We start from the raw sequence: 15,912 nt of genomic DNA, 5'->3' as shown, positions 1-15,912 counted from the left end.
CCCGCAAAGGGGACGCGCCGCCCGATGGCCGATTTCCGGCTGGGCTGCTACGACGCCGTCCTCAGCGGGTTGGGAGGCGTAGATCGCGCAGGCCCGACCAGGACGCGAGCGCGGCCATCTCGGCGTGCACGGCGGTGGTCAGCTCCGGGGTGAAGGGCACGTCCGGGTGGATCGCGTCGACCCGCAGCACCGACGCCCTGCGGTCGGCGGTCGCGTCGACCTTGCCCACCAGCCGGTCGTGGTGCAGCACCGGCAGGGCGAAGTAGCCCCAGCGCCGCTGCGCCTTCGGCACGTACATCTCCAGCCGGTAGTCGAAGTCGAACAGCTCCTTGGCGCGGACCCGGTCGTGCACGAGCCGGTCGAAGGGGGAGAGCAGTGCGGTGCGGCCGGTGAACGGCGCGTCGTCCAGCGCGGCCGGGGCGACCCGCCAGACGCCGGACGTACCCTCGATCCGCGCCGGCTCGCCCGCGTCGCCGACCACGGCCGCCCGGGCGACGCCGAGCGAACCCAGCCGCCGTTCGGCGCGTCGCCGCGCGGCCTCCTCGGCGGAGACCGCGGCGGTGGCCGGGTAGACCCGTTCGGCCAGGTCCCAGGTGCGTTGGCGGCCGGCCCGCCCGGCGACGGCGACCTCGCCCCGGGCGGCGAGGAACTCCAGCATCTGGGTGACGTTGCGGTTGTTCGTCCAGCCGGTGGACGGCCACGGCACGACGCTGCGGTCCTCGATGTCCCGGCTGAGCCGGGGGCCGGCGTCGCGCAGCACGTCCAGCACGTAGCGGTGGAAGCTGTCGTTGGCGGCCAGCCAGTCCCGGCGTCGGGCGTCGGGGGGCCAGGCGGCCATCTCGGCGAGGTGCAGGGCCAGGTCGGCCATCGGCCTGATCATGGCCCGGTGCTCGAAGAGGCTGCGCTCCTGTTCGAGGGCGCGGACCAGATCGCTCGGGTGGTAGCCGGCGCCCAAACGGGTCCAGGCCACCAGGTCGGCGTTGGGTGCGACCGCGGCGGTCGGGTCGATCTGCAGGAACGTCAGCCGGTCCACAGTCGACAGCAGGTCGGCCGGCCGGTGGGCGTCGAGCAGTTGAGCGCGGACGGCGATCCGGCGGGCGGTGGCGCGGTCGAGCAGGTGCGGGGTCACAGCCGCGAGGCTAGTCCGTCGGCCCGTCGAGGACCGCACCCTATGTAGAGTTCCGATAGAGTCCGGATGTGCGACTGACCATCCCGGTGGCGAAGGTGCTCTCGGCGCTGCTCGCCGAGCCCGAGGCGCCGCGCTACGGCCTCGACCTGATGCGGCTCACCGGCCTGCCCAGCGGGACGCTCTATCCGGTGCTGCACCGCCTCCAGGCGGCCGGCTGGCTCGCCGCCGACTGGGAGGACGTCGACCCGGTCGTCGCCGGTCGTCCGGCCCGCCGCTACTACCGCCTGACCGGCGAGGGCATCCGGTCGGCCCGGCTGGCACTGGCCGAGCTGCGTGCCCTCGTACCCTCCGAACGGGCCGGCGGCGCCGACCCGGCCGGGGCGCCGGCGTGGTGACCTGGCGGGTGGCGGCGCTGCTGCTACGGGTCGCGGTGCGCAGGTGGCCGGCGGAGCTGCGTACCGACCTGGCCCGGGAGTGGGCCGCCGAGCTGCACGAGCTGGCCCGCACCGGCCGCCGCTGGGGGATGGTCCGGTTCGCCGCGAGCCTGGCCGCGCGCCGGGCGGCCACGCCGCTGACCGGCCGGACCGGGTCGCGGCGTTCGGGGCGTACCGCGGGGGTGTTGCTGCTCGCGCCGCCGGCGTGCGTCGCCGTCCTCGTGCTCGCCGGGGCGGTGATGGCCCTGACCCACGGATGGCTGGAGATGCGCGTGCCGTGGGCTGCCGCCGCGCAGTTGCCGACCTGGTCGGCGCTCACCGCGCTGTTCGGCACGGCGCTCGCGCTCGGAGTCACCCGGGCCGCGCGCCGGACCGTACGCGTGGGGGCGCTGCCCACCGCGCTCGGCGTGGTGCTGCCGATCGCCGCGACGGCGACCGCGACGCTCGCGCTGCTCGCCGCGCGAGGTGAGAGCCGGGCGTGGGAGACGGTGCCCGGGCTGCTGCTCTGGCTGGCGCTGCTGACGGCGGCGCTCTGGGCCGCCGGGGCGCTGGCGCGCCGGGGCCGGGTCCGGCTCGCGTGGTCGGCCGGGCTGCTCGGCGCGCTTGTGGCGGCCGACGCGGCGGTGGTGCTCGCGGTGGTCACCTCGATCCCGGCCACCGCGCCGGTGGCGGACGGCCTGCCACCGGACGCGTGGACCGGATCTCCGCGCCGCTCTGGCTGTTCACCTGCTGGACCGACTCGTCGTTCGGGCTGCCCCGGCCGACCGGGTGGGAACGGTTCCTCATCACCGACCGGGTGCTCGTCGAGCCGATGTTCCACCTGGCGTGCACGCCATACGCGCTGGCGTACGCGATCGCGGCGGCCCGCCCGGCACCCGCCGCCGTACCCGGTCCGGAGCCCGTCCCGGCACCCGCCTGACGGTCAGGCCCAGCTCAGCGCCCGGCGTCGCGCCGCATCGCGGACAGACCCCGGTGCCCGTCGTCGTGGTGATCACGAGCGCCGATCCTGTCCGGTTCGCACCCGCGCCGGTACCGGCCGTTCGGACGAGGGCGGGCATCTCCGGGTCTTCCGCCGTTCCCCGCCGTAACCGCCCCGACCAGGTCTAATGTGGAGAAGGCCGTGACTATTTGTGCCGTTCCGGTGGCGGCCGGGCGGTTCCCGGTGCACAGTGATCGCATGAGCGACGACGGAAGTGGTGGGCACTACTACTGGTGCACGCGACACCACCGGGTCGAGACCGATGCCGACGTGTGCCCCGCCAAGCACGTTCTCGGACCGTACGCCTCAGCCGCCGACGCGGACAACGCCCTGCAGACAGTGCGGGAGCGTAACGACGCGTGGGACGCCGAGGACGCCCGTTGGGCCGGGGAGGGCCGCTAGACGGCGCGGGAGGGCCCGCGTCGAGGTGATCCGTGCTCCGCGAGGGCGAGAGCACGTCCCCAGGAAAGGGAACCGAGATGGCCGAAGCACAGCAGGCCACCCGCCCGGCCGCGAAACGGACGACCGCGAAGAGGACCGCCGCGGGCAGGACGACGACGGTCACCAAGGCGTCGCCGAACGCCTCGGGCGCCGGCGCCGGACGGACACCGGCGAAGAAGGCGGCGGCCAAGAAGGCGGCCGCCAGGAAGGTCGTGTCGGCGGCTCGTAAGGCGCCGGCCACCAAGGCAACCACCAGCAGGACGACGGCGAAGAAGACCACAGCTCGTACGGCGCCGGCCGGCCGGGCCACCGCCAAGACCGCGCCGGCGAAGAAGACCACGGCGAAGAAGGCGACCGCGACGAAGAGCACGGCGGCCAAGAAGACGGCGGCGAAGAAGGCCACGGCGGCCCGGAAGACCACGACGCCCCGGACCACCGCGACCGCGAAGAAGGCGCCGGCCCGCAAGACGACGGCGGCGGCGAAGAAGACGACGGCGGCCAAGAAGACCACCGGCGCGCGGAAGGTCACCTCGGCGGCGAAGAAGACCACCGCCTCGACGCGCCCGACGGCGCGTAAGGCGGCGGCGAAGAAGGCGCCGGCGCGCAAGACCACGACCGCGCGCAAGACCACCACCACGGCGAAGAAGACCACCGCCGCGAAGAAGGCGCCGGCTCGCAAGAGCACCGCCGCCAAGAGCACCACCGCACGTAAGGCGCCGGCCCGCCGCGCCTGACGCCGCGGACACCGCTCCCTCCCGGGGAGCGGAACGTGCGGGGCGCTGTCAGGATTGACCGCGTGGTGATCCGACGCGTACTGGCGCCCCGTATCGACTTCGGCGCGCTGCGCCGCGAGCTGGGACTGCCCGAGGACTTCCCGGCCGCGGCGCAGCGCGAGGCCGACCTGGCTGCCGCCGCGCCGCCACCGGCGGTCGCCGACCGGACCGACATCCCGTTCGTCACCGTCGACCCGGCGACCTCGCGCGACCTCGACCAGGCCATGCACCTCACCCGCCGTCCCGGCGGCGGCTACCGCGTCCGGTACGCCATCGCGGACGTCCTGACCCACGTACGCCTCGGCGGTGACCTGGACGCCGAGACGTGGCGCCGCGGGCAGACGGTCTACCTGCCCGACGGCAACGTGCCGCTGCACCCGCACACGCTCAGCGAGGGGGCGGCCAGCCTGCTGCCCGACGTCGACCGGGCCGCCGTGCTCTGGACCGTCGACCTGGACGCCGACGGCGCCACGGTGGCGGTCACGCTGGAGCGGGCGCTGGTGCGCAGCCGGGCCAAGCTCGACTACGGCGGCGTGCAGCGCGACGCCGACGCCGGCCGGCTGCCCGAGCCGATCGCCCTGCTGCCCGAGATCGGGGCGCTGCTCACCGCCCGCGGCCTGAGCCGGGGCGCGATCAATCTGCCGCTGCCCGAGCAGGACGTCGAGCCCGACGGTGACGGGTGGCGGCTGGTGCTGCGCGGCCCCGGCCCGATGGAGGAGCACAACGCGCAGATCTCGCTGCTGACCGGGATGGCCGCGGCCGGCATCATGCTGGCCGGCCGGATCGGGCTGCTGCGCACCATGCCCCGACCCCGACCGGAGGCGGTCGAACGGCTGCGGCTCGCCGCCGGGCCGCTCGGCGTGCCCTGGCCGGACGGCACACCCGTGGGTCAGGTGCTCGACGGGCTGGACACCTCCCACCCCCGGGTGGCCGCCTTCGTCGACCAGGCCGCCGAGCTGATGCGCGGCGCGGCGTACACCGCTTTCGACGGCGCGCCGCCCGAGCAGCCGGAGCACGGCGGGGTGGCGGCCGCGTACGCGCACGTCACCGCGCCGCTGCGCCGCCTCGCCGACCGCTACGCCACGGAGGTCTGCCTGGCGCTGCACGAGGGCCGCGAGGTGCCCGAGCAGGTCCGGGCCGCGCTGCCGAAGCTGCCCGAGGTGATGGCCGCGACCGACCGGACCGCCGGGGCGGCCACCCGGGGCGCCGTGGAACTGGCCGAGGCGGTGCTGCTCGCGCACCGGGTGGGGGAGACGTTCGAGGCGGCAGTGCTCGACGTGGACGAACCGCGCCCGGCGGGCAACGGCCGCCCCGGCCGTCCGCCCGCCGGCACGATCGCACTCGACGAACCGCCGGTGCGCGCCCGCTGCACCGGTGAGCTGCCGCTTGGCGAGCGCGTCCGGGTGCGGCTGACAGTCGCCGACCCGGTCCAGCGCCGGGTCGCCTTCGAACGGGCGTGAACAGCGCGGCGATTGTCACAGCATCGGGACGCACCGCACGCCGTCGCGCTTTGCGAGGATGAGCCCATGGTTTACGACGAGACCACGCTGCCCGACGTCTCCGGGCTGACCGTCGGCATCATCGGTGGCACCGGCGACCAGGGACGGGGTCTCGCCTACCGGTTCGCCCGGGCCGGGCAGACCGTGCTGATCGGCTCCCGCACCGCCGAGCGGGCCGTCCAGACCGCCGCCGAGATCGCCGCCCTGCCGCACGTACCGGAGGGTGCCGTCGTCTCCGGCGGCGACAACGAGGACGTCGCCCGGCGCAGCGACGTGGTGATCGTGGCGGTGCCGTGGGACGGGCACGCGGCCACAGTCGCCGCGCTCGCCGGACCGCTGGCCGGCAAGATCGTGGTGGACTGCGTCAACCCGCTCGGCTTCGACAAGCAGGGCCCGTACGCGCTCACCGTCGCCGAGGGCAGCGCCGTGCAGCAGGCCGCCGCGCTGCTGCCCGAGTCCCGGGTCTGCGCCGCGTTCAACCACGTCAGCGCGCCGCTGCTGGCCGACCCGGAGATCGACCGGATCGACCTGGACGTGCTGATCTGCACCGAGGACCGCGAACTCGTGGGCGTGGTCGGCGCGCTGGCCGCGCGGATCCCCGGCATGCGGGGCATCTACGCCGGGCGGCTGCGCAACGCCCACCAGATCGAGGCGTTCACCGCCAACCTGATCGCGATCAACAAGCGCTACAAGGCGCACACCGGCATCCGGGTCACCGACCTCTGACGTGCCGCGCGCCGTCGCGGCGGCGCGTGTCAAGAAGGGGCCCCTTCTCTACGCGAGGCGTTAAGAAGGGGCCCTTCCTTACCTCTCAGAAGGTGTGCTCGGCCGCCGGGAACTCGCCGCCGCGCACCTCGTCGGCGAACCGGCGGGTGGCGTCGGTCAACGCGCCTGCCAGGTCGGCGTACCGCTTCACGAAGCGCGGCGCCCGGCCGGTCCGCAACCCGGCCATGTCCTGCCAGACCAGCACCTGCCCGTCGGTGTCCGGGCCGGCCCCGATGCCGACTGTGGGGACGGACAGCTCGGCTGTGACCCGCTTGGCCACCTCACCCGGCACCATCTCCAGCACCACCGCGAACGCGCCCGCCTCGGCGACCGCCCGCGCGTCGGCGAGCACCTCCTCGGCGGCCTCGCCCCGGCCCTGCACCCGGTAGCCGCCGAGCGTGTGCTCGCTCTGCGGGGTGAATCCGATGTGTGCCATCACCGGGATGCCGGCGCCGGTGATCGCCTCGATCTGGGCGGCGCAGCGCCGCCCGCCCTCCAGCTTCACCGCGTGGCAGCCGCCCTCCTTCATGAACCGCACAGCGGTGCGCAGCGCCTGCGCCGGGCCCTCCTCGTACGAGCCGAACGGCAGGTCACCGACGATCAGCGAGTGCTTCGTGGCGCGGACCACGGCACGCACCAGCGGCAGCAGCTCCTCGGCGGTCACCGGCAGCGTGGTCTCGTAGCCGAAGACGTTGTTCGCCGCCGAGTCGCCGACCAGCAGCACCGGGATCCCCGCCTGGTCGAAGATCGAGGCCGTGTACTGGTCGTACGAGGTCAGTATCGCCCAGCGCTCGCCGCGCTCCTTGGCGGCGATCAGGTCGCGAGCGCGGACCCGGCGGGTGGCCGGCCCGCCGTAGAGGGCGGTCACCTCGGCCGGGGTGGACTCCACCATGACAATCTCCTTCCTCGAGGCCGCGCACGCGGTCCCCGGGTTCCCCGCGATCGTCGCACCGGGCGGCGGGCCACGGGCAGGTCGGAGTGGAGGATGTCACTCCCCGGCCGGGGGAGCGGTCAGCCGTCCTCGCGCCACCGGTTGGTGATCGGCAGCCGCCGGTCCCGCCCGAACGCCTTCATCGAGATCTTGGTGCCGGGCGCGGACTGCCGTCGCTTGTACTCGGCGGTATCCACCATCCGCAGCACCTTGTCCACCACGGCCGGGTCGTGGCCGGACTCGACCAGGCCGTCACGGCCCAGGTCGCCGTCGACGTAGCCGATCAGGATCGGGTCGAGCACGTCGTAGTCGGGCAGCGTGTCGCTGTCGAGCTGGCCGGGGCTCAGCTCGGCCGACGGCGGCTTGCCGATCGAGTTCTCCGGGATCGGCGGCGTCTGCCCGCGCCGTACCGCGTCCGCGTTGCGCCACTTCGCCAGCCGCCACACGAGCGTCTTCCAGACGTCCTTGACCGGGTTGTAGCCGCCCACCGAGTCGCCGTAGAGCGTCGAGTAGCCCACCGCCAGCTCGCTCTTGTTGCCGGTGGTGAGCACCAGGTGGCCCTCCTGGTTCGACAGCGCCATCAGGATCACGCCGCGTACCCGGGCCTGGAGGTTCTCCACCGCCACCCCGGACAGCGACATGTTCGCCAGGAACGTGTCCACCATCGGCTGGATCGGCTCGACCCGGTAGTCCAGGCCGGTCCGCTTCGCCAGGTCCTCGGCGTCGGTGCGGGAGTGCTCGGAGGAGTGCTGGCTGGGCATCGAGACGCCGACGACCCGCTCCGGCCCGACCGCGTCCACGGCGATGGCCGCCGCCACCGCCGAGTCGATGCCGCCGGACAGGCCGAGCACCACCGAGGGGAAACGGTTCTTGTCGACGTAGTCGCGCAGGCCCAGCACCAGCGCGTGCCACACCTCGGCCTCGTCGGCGACCGGCTCGATGGTGCCGCCGTCCACAGCCGGTCCGGCCGGCGCGGCCGGGATCGCCGGGATGTCGTGACGGGTCACGCGCATCCCGTCGCTCAGCGCGCCGGTCCCGCCGGGCGCACCTGCTGCCGCCGGCAGCTCCAGGTCGTGCACCAGCAGGTGCTCGACGAACTGCGGCGCCCGGGCCAGCAGCGTGCCGTCCGCGGCGACGATCATCGAGTCGCCGTCGTAGACCAGCTCGTCCTGGCCGCCGACCATGTTCACGTACGCGATGGCGGCCCCGGCCTCGGCGGCGCGCCGGCGCACCAGCGGCAGCCGCGCGTCGTCCTTGTTCAGCTCGTACGGCGAGCCGTTGATGCTCAGCACCAGCCCGACGCGCGCCTCCCGGGCCACCGCGAACGGGCCGCCGGCCTGCCACAGGTCCTCGCAGATGGTCAGCGCCACGTCCACCCCGCCGACGCGCACCACGCTGAGCGTGTCACCGGGCACGAAGTAGCGATCCTCGTCGAAGACGCCGTAGTTGGGCAGGTGGTGCTTGAAGTAGGTGGCCACCACCTCGCCCCGGTGCAGCACCGCCGCCGCGTTGCGGGCGCCCCGGCCCGGCTGGGCGTCGGAGCTGACCTGCGGCGGGCCGTCCGCGTCCAGGTAGCCGACCACCACCGGCAGCTCACCGAGGCCGTCGGCGGCCAGGTCGGCGGCGAGCCGGTGCAGCGCGGCGCGGGACGCGGCCACGAACGAGCGGCGGAACACCAGGTCCTCGACCGGGTAACCGGTGAGCATCAGCTCGGGGAACAGGACGAGCTGGGCGCCGGCGTCGGCGGCCCGACGGGTCCACGAGCGGACCAGGCCGGCGTTGCCGGCGAGGTCGCCTACCGTCGGGTTGACCTGGCACAGGGCGAGACGCAGGGTGGGCATGCCTCCATCTTCCCTCAGCCGTCCGGGCCGAATCCGACAGGTCGCGGGATACCGGGGCGGCACCGCGCGCGTCCGGCGGGCCGGACACGGCGGGACGGCCGGCCGGGAAAGGCGTAACGTCGGCGTAACGAGCCCGGTGGAGACTGGGCGGTCAGGCCGGGCCGGCCCGACCGGTGCGGACGTACGTGTCACGAGGGGTGGAAGTGGACCGTCAGCAGGAGTTCGTCCTCCGCACGCTGGAAGAGCGGGACATCCGTTTCGTCCGGCTGTGGTTCACCGACGTGCTCGGCACGCTCAAGAGCGTCTCGGTGGCCCCCGCGGAACTGGAGGCGGCCTTCGACGAGGGCATCGGTTTCGACGGCTCCGCGATCGAGGGCTTCGCCCGGGTCTTCGAGTCGGACATGGTGGCGATGCCGGACCCGACCACGTTCCAGGTCTTCCCGTTCGAGGGCGGGGTCAGCGGCGAGAGCGCCCGGATGTTCTGCGACATCTCGCTGCCCGACGGCAGCCCGTCCTGGGCCGACCCGCGGCACGTGCTGCGCCGGATGCTCTCCCGGGCCGCCGACAAGGGCTTCACCTTCTACACCCACCCGGAGATCGAGTTCTTCCTGCTGGAGAACGGCCCGCAGGACGGCTCGGTGCCGATCCCGGTGGACACCGGCGGCTACTTCGAGCACACCACGCACGCCGTCGCGCGGGACTTCCGCCGCCAGGCCGTGCTGGCGCTGGAGCGGATCGGCATCTCGGTGGAGTACAGCCACCACGAGGTCGCCCCGGGCCAGCAGGAGATCGACCTGCGCTACGCCGACGCGCTCACCACCGCCGACAACATCATGACGTTCCGGCACGTGGTGAAGGAGGTCGCGCTCTCCACCGGCGTGCAGGCCAGCTTCATGCCGAAGCCGTTCACCGACCAGCCGGGCAGCGGCATGCACACGCACCTGTCGCTGTTCGAGGGGGAGCGCAACGCGTTCCACGACGCCGGTGACCCGATGAAGCTCTCCAAGGTCGCGAAGTCGTTCATCGCCGGGCTGCTCACCCACGCCCGGGAGTACACCGCCGTCACCAACCAGTGGGTCAACTCGTACAAGCGGCTGTTCCCGCAGGCGCTGCCGGACCGGATCACCGAGAGCCCCGCGTACGTCTGCTGGGGTCACCTGAACCGGTCCGCGCTGGTGCGGGTGCCCGCGTACGGCAAGCCGAACTCGGCCCGCGTCGAGGTCCGCTCGCTGGACTCCGCGACCAACCCCTACCTCGCGTTCGCGGTCATGCTCGGCGCCGGCCTCAAGGGCATCGAGGAGGGCTACGAGCTGCCCCCCGGCGCGGAGGACGACGTCTGGTCGCTGAGCAGCGCCGAGCGCCGCGCCATGGGCTACGAGGCGCTGCCGGAGAACCTGGCCGAGGCGATCGACGTGATGGCCGGTTCCGAGCTGGTCGCCGAGGTGCTCGGCGAGCACGTCTTCGACTTCTTCCTGCGCAACAAGCGCTCCGAGTGGGAGCAGTACCGCCGCGAGGTCACCCCGTACGAGCGGCAGCGCTACCTCTCGCTCTAGATCACGCTGGCGCGGTGCCGCTATCGTCTGCGGCACCGCCCCGGCACCACCGCCGGGCGGGCGTGAGCCGGGGAGGCGTTGGTGCTGGAAGATCTGCTCGACGGGGCGTGGCAGAGCATCGTGTTCGGGATCGTCGGGGTCGCCCTGATGGCCGCCGGATTCCTGCTCGTCGACCTGCTCACCCCGGGCAAGCTGCGGGAGCTGATCTGGGTACGCCGCAACGGCAACGCCGCGCTGCTGCTCGCCGCCAACCAGCTCGGCATCGCCGGCATCGTCTTCACCGCCGTGCTGACCAGCTACAGCTCGTTCACCAAGGGGCTCGCGTCCACTGTGGTGTTCGGGCTGGTCGGCCTGCTGGTGATGGCGCTGGCGTTCCTGGTGCTGGACCTGCTCACCCCGGGCAGGCTGGGCGACGTCATCGCCGCCGACGAGCCGCACCCGGCGGCCCGGGTCAGCGCCGCCACCCACTTCGGCGCCGCACTGATCGTCTGCGCCTGCATCGCCTGAGCGGTGTCGTACCCCCGGGTTAGCGTCCGGGGGTGAACCGCACCGACCGTCTCTACGCCCTGGTCGAGGAGCTGCGGGCGGTGTCGCCGCGCCCGCGCAGCGCGAGCTGGCTGGCCCGCCGCTTCGAGGTGAGCACCCGCACCGTCGAGCGTGACATCTCCGCGTTGCAGGGCGCCGGGGTGCCGATCTGGGCCGAGCCGGGCCGCACCGGCGGTTACGTGGTCGACCGGGCCCGCACCCTGCCGCCGGTCAACCTGACAGCGGCCGAGGCGGTGGCGATGGCCGTCGCGCTGCACCGGCTCGGCGGCTCACCGTTCGCCCCGGCGGCCGGTGCCGCGCTGCGCAAGCTGGTCGCGGTGATGCCGCCGGCTGCGGTGGCCGAGGCGCACCGGCTCGCCGGCCGGGTGCACCTGGTCGGCGACGGGCCGGGCACGCCCGTTCCGGCCGCCGTCGCCGACGCGGTCGCCGCCGGGCGGGTGCTGCGCCTGCGGTACGCCGACCGCGGCGGCGTCGATTCGGCGCGCGATGTGGAGCCGCTGGCCTACCTGGGCAACTCGGTGCACTGGTACCTGGTCGCCTGGTGCCGGCTGCGCGACGGTCTGCGCTGTTTCCGCACCGACCGGATCCTGTCGGTGCATCCGCTGGCCGAGCCGGTGACCCGGGAGCTGCGTCCCGGCGACCTCGACGTGCCGGTCGACCGGGTGCGCCCGCTCAGCCTGGTCTGATCCGGGTGGAAACACCGACAGGACGCTGTCGTGACCCGGTAGCACGCTGAATCCTGACGACGCCGGCGACCGCCGGCGCGGATCGCAGGAGGAAGCATGTCCAGCACGCCCGTGACCTGGTTCGAGATCGGCTCCGACCGCCCGGACGAGGCGCAGCGGTTCTACACCGAGCTGTTCGGCTGGAGTTTCGACGAGCAGGGCGGCCCGGGCGGGTCGTACCGGCAGACGGCGGCCGGCGGTGAGCGGGGGATCGGCGGCGCGATCCGGGACACCGGCACCGGCAACTACGCGATCTTCTACGCCGAGGTGGCGGACGTGCCGGAGACCTGCCGCCGGGCGGAGGCGACCGGCGGCACCGTTCTGACGGCGCCGGTGACCACGCCTGCCGGTCTGGTGCGTGCCCTGCTGCGCGACCCGTCGGGCAACCTGCTCGGCGTCTTCACCCCGCCCGCCCAGGGCTGAGCGCGCCCTTGCTCCCGGACTGGCCGGTCGCCGGCCGGGAGCAGGGCGCCCGGATCGACTGCGGGCCGACCTGCCCGCCCGCCACTACCGGCCGGGCCTACTACGGCGACCACCTGGCCGGCACCGTCACGGCCGGCGACTTCGGGGTGGGCGGCTCGGCCGGTGCCGGGCACGGTCGGCGTGGACGGGCCGTACCTGCGCTGAGACGACCGCGGCGGGGTGGCGGTGCGAGTGCACCACCACCCCGCCGCGATCCGAGGGGATCAGGCGTGGGTGGCCCCGCCGGGCGCCGGCCAGGAGGAGGGAACGGCCGGTGAGGGGCGGCGGGGCCACCGCGTCACTTGCCGCCCTGGCCCTCCTGCCCGGCCTCGGCGCCCTGGTCGGCCTTGCCCTCCGGACCGCCCTTGTCGCCACCCTTGCCGTGGTGGCCGGGCTTGCCGTCCGGACCGCCCCAGCCCGGGCCCGGGAACACGCCCGCCTCGGCGGCCTTGAGCACCGCGTCGGCCTGCTCCTGGGTGAGCTTGCCGTCGGTGACGGCCTGGTCCAGACGCTCCTTCAGCGCGGCCTGCCGGTCCTCGGTCGACGGCCGCTCCGGGCGGTCACCCTGGCGCTGCTCGTGCAGCTTCTCCAGCGCCGCGGTGACCTTGTCGGTCGAGACGCCCAGCTCCTTGGCGAGCGCCTCGGCGAACTCGGCCCGCCGGTCGGCGTGCTTCTGGCTGCGGTCGTCACCCTGGTCGGTGGTGCTGCTGGCGCTCGAAGACGGGTTCGGGCTCTTGTCGTCGGCGAGCGCCACCGTCGGGGCGGCGATCCCGACGCCGAGCACGCCGGCGGCGGCCAGGCCGGCCAGCAGGTGCTTCTTCGACATCGTGCGGATCATGCGATTCTCCTGTTCGGTGGTGGTGCGATGACGTCACCGACAGTGGTCGCCGGAACTGAGGGCCACCCGTGGCGAACCTGTCAGCGAGCTGGAAATCCCGTCCGGAAGGCCCGTTTTATTTGCGTTGCCGCGGCGCGGGTAAGCCCGCAAGGCTGGGCGAAACCCGACGAAAGGCCACTCGATGACACAGCCCGCCATCCGTGAGATCCCGCTCACCGGGCCGGGCTCCGGGCCGTACTCGATCACGGTCGGGCCCGACGGCGCGCCCTGGCTGGCGCTGGCCGGCTCCGGCGGCGTCGCCCGGCTCGGCCTCGACGGTGAGGTACGGACCTACCACGACGACCCGCCGGGCAGCCGCCCGCTGATCATCGTCGCCGGTCCGGACGACGCGCTCTGGTACACCCGCTCGGGCGACGACCGGCTCGGCCGGATCACAGTCGACGGCGAGACCGGCTCGGTGGTGCTGCCGCCCGGCTGCGGCCCCTGCGGGCTGGCGGCGGGGCCGGACGGCGCGCTCTGGTACGCCGGCATGGGCGACGACACGGTCGGCCGGGTGAGCGTCGACGGGGAGGTCACGTCCTTCCCGCTGCCGGTGACCAAGGGCTTCCCGTCGATGCTGGCGGCCGGTCCGGACGACGCGCTCTGGCTCACGCTCAACCAGGCGAACGCGATCGCCCGGGTCGGCCTGGACGGGTCGGTGACAGTGCATCCGCTGCCCACCGAGGCGGCCGGACCGGTCGGCATCACCCGGGGCGGTGACGACGCGCTCTGGTTCGTCGAGATCGTCGCCGGGCAGATCGGCCGGATCACGCCGGACGGGCGGGTCGACGAGATCCCGTTGCCGGACCGGGCGGCGCGCCCGCACGCGATCGTCGCCGATCCGGCCGGCGGCTGCTGGTTCACCGAGTGGGGCGCCAACCGCATCGGCCACGTCGACCCGGACGGCCACATCACCGCCCACACCCTGCCCATGCCGGCCTCCGAACCCCACGGCCTCACGGTCACCCCCGACGGCGCCGTCTGGGCGGCCCTGGAGACCGGCGCCGTGGCCCACCTCCCCCCACCCTCGGCGCGTTGATCATGAGGTTGGCGGCAGTTGTGGATCTCTGAACTGCCGCCAACCTCATGATCGCCGGGGCGGGGCGGGGCGGGGCGGGGCGGGGCAGGGCGGGGCGGGGCAGGGCAGGGCGGGGCAGGGCAGGGCGGGGCAGGGCGGGGCGGGGCAGGGCGGGGCGGGGGCTCAGCGGACGGCGGCGGTTGCCGTCAAGGTGCCTGTGGTGGCGTCCAGGGTGGCGGGGGTACCCACCGGGACGGTGAGCTGGTTGGGGCCGTGGCCGATGGGCAGGCCGCCGAGGATCGGCACGCCCAGGTCGCCCAGGCGGTCGGTGAGCACGTCCACGACAGTGGTGTCCCAGTCGTCCGCGCACTCGGTGAACTGGCCGACCGCCACCCCGGCGATCTCGTCCAGCGCGCCGCAGCGGCGCAGGTGGGTGAGCATCCGGTCGATCTTGTAGGGCGGCTCCTGCACCTCCTCGACCAGCAGGATCGCCCCGGTCAGGTCGGGCATGTCCGGCGTGCCGATGGACGCGGTGATCAGGCACAGGTTGCCGCCGAGCAGCCGGCCCTCGGCCCGGCCGGGCACCCGCACCGGGTACGTCTCCTCCGCCTCGACCGCCGTCACCGTCACCGGCTCGGTGCTGGTCAGCGCGGCGTGCAGCGACTCCGCCGAGCGGAGCGGCGTGCGCTCGTCCCGCCACGCGGCGCCCGGCCCGTGCACCCCGGCCAGGCGGGCGCCCCGCCAGAGCGCGAACTGCAACGCGGTGATGTCGGAGAACCCGGCCACCACCTTCGGATCCCGGCGTACCGCCGCCATGTCGATCAGGTCGACCACCCGCTGCGCGCCGTAGCCGCCCCGGGTGCAGATCACCCCGCGGATCTCCGGGTCGGCGAACGCCGCGTTCAGGTCCGCGGCCCGCAGCGCGTCGTCGCCGGCCAGGTAACCCCGCCTGGCGTACGCGTTGGGCGCGGGCACCGGCCGCAGCCCCCAGCCGGTGAGCAGATCGATGCCGCGGGTCACCCGTTCGGGACGGGTCGGTCCGGACGGGGACACCAGCATCACCGCGTCCCCGGGACGCAGGGCCGGTGGGCGCAGGCAGTCGTCAGGCACGATCGGAGCCTAGGGCCTGCCGGACCGTGCCCTGTCGGGCGTACCGGCTAGCCTCGACGTCGTGGCGACCGCGCTGGTGATCGAGAACGACCCGACAGACGACCTCCGCCGCCTGGGGGAGTGGCTCACCGAAGGGGGCCTGGAGCTGCGCGTGCTGCGTCCGCACGCCGGTGACCCGCTCCCCGCCGACCTGGAGGGGTACGCCGCGCTCGTGGTGCTCGGCGGCGACCAGCAGGCATACCCGGGGCCGGACGGCGGCCCCGGCGCGCCCTGGTTCCCGGCGCTGGAAGGGCTGCTGCGCAAGGCGGTCCGCAGGCGGGTGCCCACGCTCGCCGTCTGCCTCGGCGCGCAACTTCTGGCCACCGCGCACGCCGGCCGGGTCGAACGCAGCCCGTCCGGTCCGGAGGTCGGTCCGGCGCTCGTCGGCCGGCGCGACGCCGCCGAGGACGACCCCCTGTTCCGGTACGTGCCGTTGATGCCCGACGTGCTCCAGTGGCACGCCGACGAGATCACCGAGCTGCCGCACGGCGCGACGCTGCTCGCCGCGTCCACCCGCTACCCGCACCAGGCGTTCCGCCTCGGCGACCGGGCCTGGGGCCTGCAGTTCCACATCGAGTGCGACACCGCGATGATCGCCGAGTGGTCCCGCGACTCGGCCGTCCTGGCCGAGCTGGGCTACGACCCGGAGCTGGTGGTGGCCGCCTGCGACCGGGTGATGGCCGACGTCGAGGAGGCGTGGCAGCCGTTCGCTATCCGGTTTGCCGCGCTCGCGCTCGGCGAACTCGGCGACGACAACCCGCGCCGCAGCCTGCCGCTGCTCGGGGCCTGA

Annotated in this window: 17 protein-coding genes; 12 read left to right on the top strand and 5 right to left on the bottom strand. The window is 74.2% G+C overall.

Translation table 11 applies throughout. From position 1 onward, the window contains the following. Positions 1-61: 61 nt before the first annotated feature. Entirely contained in the window at positions 62-1,129 is a 1,068-nt protein-coding gene (locus O7622_RS25805) for a crosslink repair DNA glycosylase YcaQ family protein (RefSeq protein ID WP_282310740.1), read from the bottom strand. A gap of 68 nt (positions 1,130-1,197) precedes the next feature. On the opposite strand from O7622_RS25805, the gene O7622_RS25800 reads away from it, so the two are divergent. The 6 genes from O7622_RS25800 (at position 1,198) to npdG (ending at position 5,981) form a co-directional block, all read left to right on the top strand. Continuing rightward, on the top strand, positions 1,198-1,524 hold the full coding sequence (locus tag O7622_RS25800) for a PadR family transcriptional regulator (protein ID WP_282310739.1): 327 nt from the start codon (positions 1,198-1,200) through the stop codon (positions 1,522-1,524). Continuing rightward, the gene (locus O7622_RS25795; RefSeq protein WP_282310738.1) at positions 1,518-2,651 is read left to right on the top strand and encodes a hypothetical protein; all 1,134 of its coding nucleotides are present in this window, start codon (positions 1,518-1,520) and stop codon (positions 2,649-2,651) included. The genes O7622_RS25800 and O7622_RS25795 overlap by 7 nt, the downstream gene beginning before the upstream one ends. Positions 2,652-2,740: 89 nt before the next feature. Continuing rightward, a complete protein-coding gene (locus O7622_RS25790) occupies positions 2,741-2,944 on the top strand; it encodes a hypothetical protein (protein ID WP_030273123.1) in 204 nt (67 codons plus the stop codon). Positions 2,945-3,021: 77 nt separating this feature from the next. After that, a complete protein-coding gene (locus tag O7622_RS25785) occupies positions 3,022-3,717 on the top strand; it encodes a histone (RefSeq protein WP_282310737.1) in 696 nt (231 codons plus the stop codon). A gap of 62 nt (positions 3,718-3,779) precedes the next feature. Next, positions 3,780-5,216 carry an RNB domain-containing ribonuclease gene (locus tag O7622_RS25780; RefSeq protein WP_282310736.1) on the top strand — a complete coding sequence of 479 codons (1,437 nt, stop codon included), beginning with the start codon at positions 3,780-3,782 and terminating at the stop codon, positions 5,214-5,216. A gap of 66 nt (positions 5,217-5,282) precedes the next feature. Further along, positions 5,283-5,981 (top strand): NADPH-dependent F420 reductase, encoded by a 699-nt coding sequence (npdG, locus tag O7622_RS25775; protein ID WP_282310735.1) that lies wholly within the window; start codon positions 5,283-5,285, stop codon positions 5,979-5,981. A gap of 85 nt (positions 5,982-6,066) precedes the next feature. On the opposite strand, the gene panB is transcribed toward npdG, so the two are convergent. Continuing rightward, entirely contained in the window at positions 6,067-6,912 is an 846-nt protein-coding gene (gene panB, locus O7622_RS25770) for a 3-methyl-2-oxobutanoate hydroxymethyltransferase (protein ID WP_282310734.1), read from the bottom strand. A gap of 119 nt (positions 6,913-7,031) precedes the next feature. After that, entirely contained in the window at positions 7,032-8,792 is a 1,761-nt protein-coding gene (locus tag O7622_RS25765; RefSeq protein WP_282310733.1) for an NAD+ synthase, read from the bottom strand. A gap of 203 nt (positions 8,793-8,995) precedes the next feature. Here O7622_RS25765 and glnA point away from each other — a divergent pair, with 203 nt between their 5' ends. From glnA to O7622_RS25745, 4 genes are all read left to right on the top strand, one after another. Continuing rightward, complete coding sequence (gene glnA / locus O7622_RS25760; protein ID WP_120568707.1) at positions 8,996-10,345, top strand: type I glutamate--ammonia ligase; 1,350 nt, start codon at positions 8,996-8,998, stop codon at positions 10,343-10,345. A gap of 81 nt (positions 10,346-10,426) precedes the next feature. Beyond that, positions 10,427-10,852 (top strand): DUF350 domain-containing protein, encoded by a 426-nt coding sequence (locus O7622_RS25755; RefSeq protein WP_282310732.1) that lies wholly within the window; start codon positions 10,427-10,429, stop codon positions 10,850-10,852. A gap of 32 nt (positions 10,853-10,884) precedes the next feature. Then, the gene (locus O7622_RS25750) at positions 10,885-11,577 is read left to right on the top strand and encodes a WYL domain-containing protein (protein WP_282310731.1); all 693 of its coding nucleotides are present in this window, start codon (positions 10,885-10,887) and stop codon (positions 11,575-11,577) included. A gap of 96 nt (positions 11,578-11,673) precedes the next feature. Continuing rightward, positions 11,674-12,039, top strand: coding sequence for a VOC family protein (locus O7622_RS25745; protein WP_282310730.1), 366 nt, complete (start codon positions 11,674-11,676; stop codon positions 12,037-12,039). 337 nt (positions 12,040-12,376) lie between these two features. Here the strand turns inward: O7622_RS25745 and O7622_RS25740 are convergent, their stop codons facing one another. After that, a complete protein-coding gene (locus O7622_RS25740; RefSeq protein ID WP_282310729.1) occupies positions 12,377-12,916 on the bottom strand; it encodes a hypothetical protein in 540 nt (179 codons plus the stop codon). Between the two features lie 181 nt (positions 12,917-13,097). Between O7622_RS25740 and O7622_RS25735 the strand changes: the two genes are divergently transcribed. After that, complete coding sequence (locus tag O7622_RS25735; RefSeq protein ID WP_282310728.1) at positions 13,098-13,994, top strand: virginiamycin B lyase; 897 nt, start codon at positions 13,098-13,100, stop codon at positions 13,992-13,994. A gap of 162 nt (positions 13,995-14,156) precedes the next feature. Here the strand turns inward: O7622_RS25735 and O7622_RS25730 are convergent, their stop codons facing one another. Continuing rightward, entirely contained in the window at positions 14,157-15,086 is a 930-nt protein-coding gene (locus O7622_RS25730; RefSeq protein WP_282314228.1) for an LD-carboxypeptidase, read from the bottom strand. Between the two features lie 58 nt (positions 15,087-15,144). On the opposite strand from O7622_RS25730, the gene O7622_RS25725 reads away from it, so the two are divergent. Further along, positions 15,145-15,912, top strand: a complete 768-nt coding sequence (locus O7622_RS25725) for a type 1 glutamine amidotransferase (RefSeq protein ID WP_282310727.1) — start codon at positions 15,145-15,147, stop codon at positions 15,910-15,912.

Source organism: Micromonospora sp. WMMD1076, from assembly GCF_029581475.1.
GTDB lineage: Bacteria > Actinomycetota > Actinomycetes > Mycobacteriales > Micromonosporaceae > Micromonospora > Micromonospora aurantiaca.
Note: the sequence above shows the minus strand (reverse complement) of the source record. Positions and strands in the feature narration are given on the sequence as shown.